Genomic DNA, 4,520 nt, shown 5'->3' with positions numbered 1-4,520 from the left:
CCTCACGATCGCTCGTGAGGGGCGCCTTCGCGTGTGTCCGGTGCGCGGTGGCCAGGGCTCCGGTCAGCCGACGACCCGGTACAGGGTCTGGCCGTTGGGGCCGGTCTCCACCTTGCGGACGGCGGGGTCGCCCTCCGGGAGGCCGGGCTGGTTCTTCCACTGGAGGACCCACGTCACGTCGTACTTGTGGAGCAGTTCGATCCGCTCCTCGCGGGAGGTGCCCTCGGCGAAGTACCGCTTGGCGTCGGCGACGCGCTCGTCCTCGTCCGGCAGGAAGAAGTCCGGGTAGGGGACGGTCACCGTGTAGAAGCCGAAGGCGGGCAGCTTCTGGGCCGCCTTCCAGTCGGTCATGAAGACGTCGCCGTACTTGGCGTGCTCCGCGACCCAGTGGTAGGTGCGCGGGGGCTGCCAGGTGCCCTCGGTGATCGTGGTGGACAGCGCGTCCTGGCGGAGGATGAAGCCGAGGCCGGAGCGCTGCCCCCAGAGGCCCATGGTGAGGGCCACGGCGAGGGCGGTGCCGAAGACGGCCTTGAACAGCTTGCGGCCCGCCTCGGCGGCGGTGATCGCGGCGGCGATCTGCGCGGGGATGACGACGGCGGGCAGCACGCGGCCGTACGACCACTTGTCGAGGACGTAGCCGGCCGCGACCATCGCCAGCGCGACGAGGAACCACAGGACCAGCGGGTCGCGCCGGTCGCGGACGAAGCGCATGGCGAGGGCGACGACGCCCACGACCATGACCAGGCCGTAGACCGGGAAGAGGTTGTCGTAGAGGACCTTGTGGATGTCCTCGAGGCCGCCGATGCCGAACAGCGAGAAGAACGAGTAGTACGGCCAGAGGGCCAGCACCGCGAGACCGGCGACGACCGCGCCGACCAGCTTGAGCCAGGTCTCCCTGACGGGCCACGGGCGGGCGCCGCCGAGGACGCCGATCGCGCCGAGCGTGATCACGACGCCGGAGAACTGGTGACTGAGCATCAGGACGGCCCACAGCACGCCGAGTCCCAGGTACGACTGCCAGCCGGTGGCCGAGCCGCGCCGCAGCGCGAGCCGGAGGAGGGCCAGGAAGTGCATGCCGAGGGCGAGCGTGAAGACGCTCGGGTACGCCATGATCAGGCCGAGCGAGGCGAAGCCGAGGAAGCCGCTCCAGGCGAAGCCCTTGGTGCCCCAGAGGAACAGCACGCAGAGCACCGCGAGCGGCGGTGCGACGCGCCGGTCGGTGAAGGTCCGCGTGAAGAACCAGACGCCCGTGAACAGCAGCACGAGGCTGAGGACGGCCGCGATGCGCAGGATGTGGAAGGTGTTGAGGTCGGTCGCCTTGGCGACCAGGCTCAGGAAGACCATCCACGGCGAGTAGTACGGGCTGTCCGTGGCGGAGTCCACCATCGGGTTGCCCGGGTGGATCAGGTCGTGGCGCAGTCGCTGGATCGTGGCGGCGTGCACGCCGAGGTCGCCGGTCCAGGGCAGGCGCACCACCATGAAGACGAACGCCGTCACGACCAGGAGGAGCGCGCCGTGCACCGCCGCCAGCACCCGGCTCTCGGAGAAGAGCCGGGCGAGCCACGAGGACCCCTCGGAGGGTGGCGGGGTGGGCCTGTCGGCCTTCGCCCGGGTCACGTCTCCCGAGGAGTCCCTGCGTATGGAGGAGAGGCTCACTTACGGCCCCGGGAGCGGACCCGAAGCTTCCACGGCATGGCGATGGACTCGAGCTGCACGGCCAGGTTCATCTTGGACTCGCCCACGGTGCGGTCCTCGAAGTGGATCGGCACCTCCATGACCTGGAAGCCCTTGCGCAGTGCGGCGTACTTCATCTCGACCTGGAAGCTGTAGCCGGCGCTGCCGACGGAGCCGAGGTCGATGGCGCGCAGCGCGTCGGCGCTCCACAGGTTGAAGCCGCCCGTGATGTCGCGCACCCGGGTGCCGAGGATGGTGCTGGCGTAGGCGTTGGCCCAGCGGGAGAGGAGCTTGCGGTGGGCGCCCCAGGCGTCGGAGAGGGTGCCACCGGGGACGTACCGGCTGCCGACGACCAGACCGGCGTCGGTGGCGAGGGCGACGCCGAGCATCTCGGCGATCTTGCCCTCGGGGTGGGAGCCGTCGGCGTCCATCTGGAGGACGTAGCGCGCGCCGTCCTCGACGGCCTTGCTCATGCCGGCCGCGTAGGCGCGGCCGAGGCCGTCCTTGGCGGTGCGGTGCAGGACCGACATCCGCGGGGTGCCGTCCTCGGCGTGGAACTTCTGGGCGAGCTCCTCGGCTATCTGGCCGGTGCCGTCCGGGGAGGAGTCGTCGACGATGAGCAGCCGCAGGCCGGGTATGTCGAGATCCATGAGCAGTTCGGCCATGCGCGGCACGTTGCCGGCCTCGTTGTACGTGGGCATGACCACGGTCAGCGGGGTGCGGCCCCACGTCTCGGGAAGAGCCGCATGGCCGGTCGCGACGTCATCCGCACCGGGGTTCTGGTACACACCTGTCACTGGATTACTGCCTCACTGACGACTGAAGGTTGGAGATCCGGTGGAGCGGGCCGAGGGCCGCTCCGGGTGCCCGGGAATCCCCTCGGACCCGTCGGGTCCGAGGGACACGCGAAGACTCAGGGCCGGGTCATCGGTCCGAGGAGAAGCGGAGCGCGGCGTCGGGCAGCTCTGCCTCGCACCACACGCGCGCACCGGCACGCACCTCGTTGTCCGCGCCGACCCTGGCTCCGTCGCCGACGACCGCGCTGTCGACGACAGTGCGCTCACCGATGACCGAGCGTGCGCCGATGAGGCTGGCGCTCACCTGGGCGCCGGCCCGGACGGTCGCGCCGTCGAGCACGATGGAGCCCTGGACGACGGCGCCGGCCTCGATGCGTGCACCGGCTCCTACCACGGTACCGTCCCCGAGCTTGGCACCGGGATCCACCTCGGCCCCGGGAAGCACCAGGGACTCGCCGCGGGGGCCGGGCACGGCCGGGGAAGCGACGACGCCGCGCACGAGGTCGGCGGAGGCCTGGACGAAGGACTCGGGCTTGCCGAGGTCCAGCCAGTACGTGTCCTCGGTCTTGCCGTGGAGCTTGGCTCCGGAGGCGAGGAGGCCCGGGAAGGTCTCGCGCTCGACGGAGACCGGGCGGCCCTCGGGGATGGCGTCGATCACAGAGCGGCGGAAGACGTAGCAGCCGGCGTTGATCTGGTCGGTGACGATCTCCTCGGGCGTCTGCGGCTTCTCCGTGAAGGCCAGCACGCGGCCCTCGGCGTCGGTGGGGACCAGGCCGAAGGCGCGGGGGTCGGCGACGCGGACGAGGTGGAGGGAGACGTCGGCCTCGGCGGCCTGGTGGGACTCGACGAGGCCGCGGATGTCGAGGCCGGTGAGGATGTCGCCGTTGAAGACGAGGACGGGCTCGTCGGGGCCGCTGGTGAGGCGGCGGGCGGCGTTGCGGATGGCTCCGCCGGTGCCGAGCGGCTCGTCCTCGATGACGTATTCCAGGTGGACGCCGAACGCGGAGCCGTCACCGAAGTACGGCTCGAAGACCTCGGCGAGGTAGCAGGTCGCCATGACGATGTGGGTCACACCCGCGTCCGCGGCCCTGGCTATCTGGTGGGCCAGGAAGGGGACCCCTGCGGCTGGAACCATCGGCTTGGGGGTGTTGACCGTGACGGGTCGCAGGCGCGTCCCCTGTCCGCCGACCAGCAGCACCGCTTCCGTCATTGTCTTCCCTAACACGATCGGGTGTACGAAGCGCTAAATCTAGCCCAACCGCGCGTCCGTGCGGACCGGAGGCGAGCACGGATGACCGCCTCCGGCAACACTTCTGTTCGCCTTCCGGCGCCCGGTGATTACGGGAGGTTGCGGGCCATCACGATGCGCTGAACCTGGTTGGTGCCCTCGTAGATCTGGGTGATCTTGGCGTCGCGCATCATGCGCTCCACGGGGTAGTCGCGGGTGTAGCCGTAGCCGCCCAGGAGCTGGACCGCGTCGATGGTGACCTCCATGGCGACGTCGGAGGCGAAGCACTTGGCCGCGGCGCCGAAGAAGGTGAGGTCGCCGTCGACGCGCTCGGACTTCGCGGCGGCCGCGTAGGTCAGCTGGCGGGCCGCTTCGAGCTTCATCGCCATGTCGGCGAGCATGAACTGGACGCCCTGGAAGTCGGCGATGGGCTTGCCGAACTGCTTGCGCTCCTTGACGTAGCCCTTGGCGTAGTCGAGGGCGCCCTGGGCGATGCCGATGGCCTGCGCGGCGATGGTCACCCGGGTGTGGTCCAGGGTCTTCATGGCGGTGGCGAAGCCGGTGCCCTCGGCGCCGATCATGCGGTCCGCCGGGATGCGGACGTTGTCGAGGTAGACCTCGCGGGTCGGGGAGCCCTTGATGCCGAGCTTCTTCTCCGGGGCGCCGAAGGACACGCCCTCGTCGGACTTCTCCACCACGAACGCGCTGATCCCCTTGGACCGCTTCTCGGGGTCCGTGACGGCCATCACCGTGTAGTACTCGGAGACGCCCGCGTTGGTGATCCACCGCTTCACGCCGTTGAGGACCCAGAAGTCCCCGTC

General features: G+C 70.2%; 4 protein-coding genes. All 4 read right to left on the bottom strand.

The window, feature by feature from the left end; translation table 11 throughout:
• Window positions 1–63 precede the first annotated feature (63 nt).
• A complete protein-coding gene (locus tag ACFCY7_RS39890) occupies window positions 64–1,617 on the bottom strand; it encodes a hypothetical protein (protein ID WP_376490979.1) in 1,554 nt (517 codons plus the stop codon).
• 35 nt (window positions 1,618–1,652) lie between these two features.
• Entirely contained in the window at window positions 1,653–2,462 is an 810-nt protein-coding gene (locus tag ACFCY7_RS39885; protein WP_376490978.1) for a polyprenol monophosphomannose synthase, read from the bottom strand.
• A 136-nt stretch (window positions 2,463–2,598) separates the two neighbouring features.
• Complete coding sequence (locus tag ACFCY7_RS39880) at window positions 2,599–3,681, bottom strand: sugar phosphate nucleotidyltransferase (RefSeq protein WP_376490977.1); 1,083 nt, start codon at window positions 3,679–3,681, stop codon at window positions 2,599–2,601.
• Window positions 3,682–3,809: 128 nt separating this feature from the next.
• Window positions 3,810–4,520, bottom strand: a 711-nt coding sequence (locus tag ACFCY7_RS39875; RefSeq protein ID WP_376490976.1) for an acyl-CoA dehydrogenase family protein, incomplete at its 5' end; no start/stop codon positions are given.

Source organism: Streptomyces sp. NPDC056361, from assembly GCF_042262805.1.
In the GTDB taxonomy this organism is placed as follows: domain Bacteria; phylum Actinomycetota; class Actinomycetes; order Streptomycetales; family Streptomycetaceae; genus Streptomyces.
This window is presented reverse-complemented; position numbering and strand designations above follow the sequence as displayed.

Excerpts from the sequence above, each read along its gene's own strand:
- ACFCY7_RS39880 (WP_376490977.1), bottom strand. The coding sequence starts at position 3,681 with ATGACGGAAGCGGTGCTGCTGGTCGGCGGACAGGGGACGCGCCTGCGA.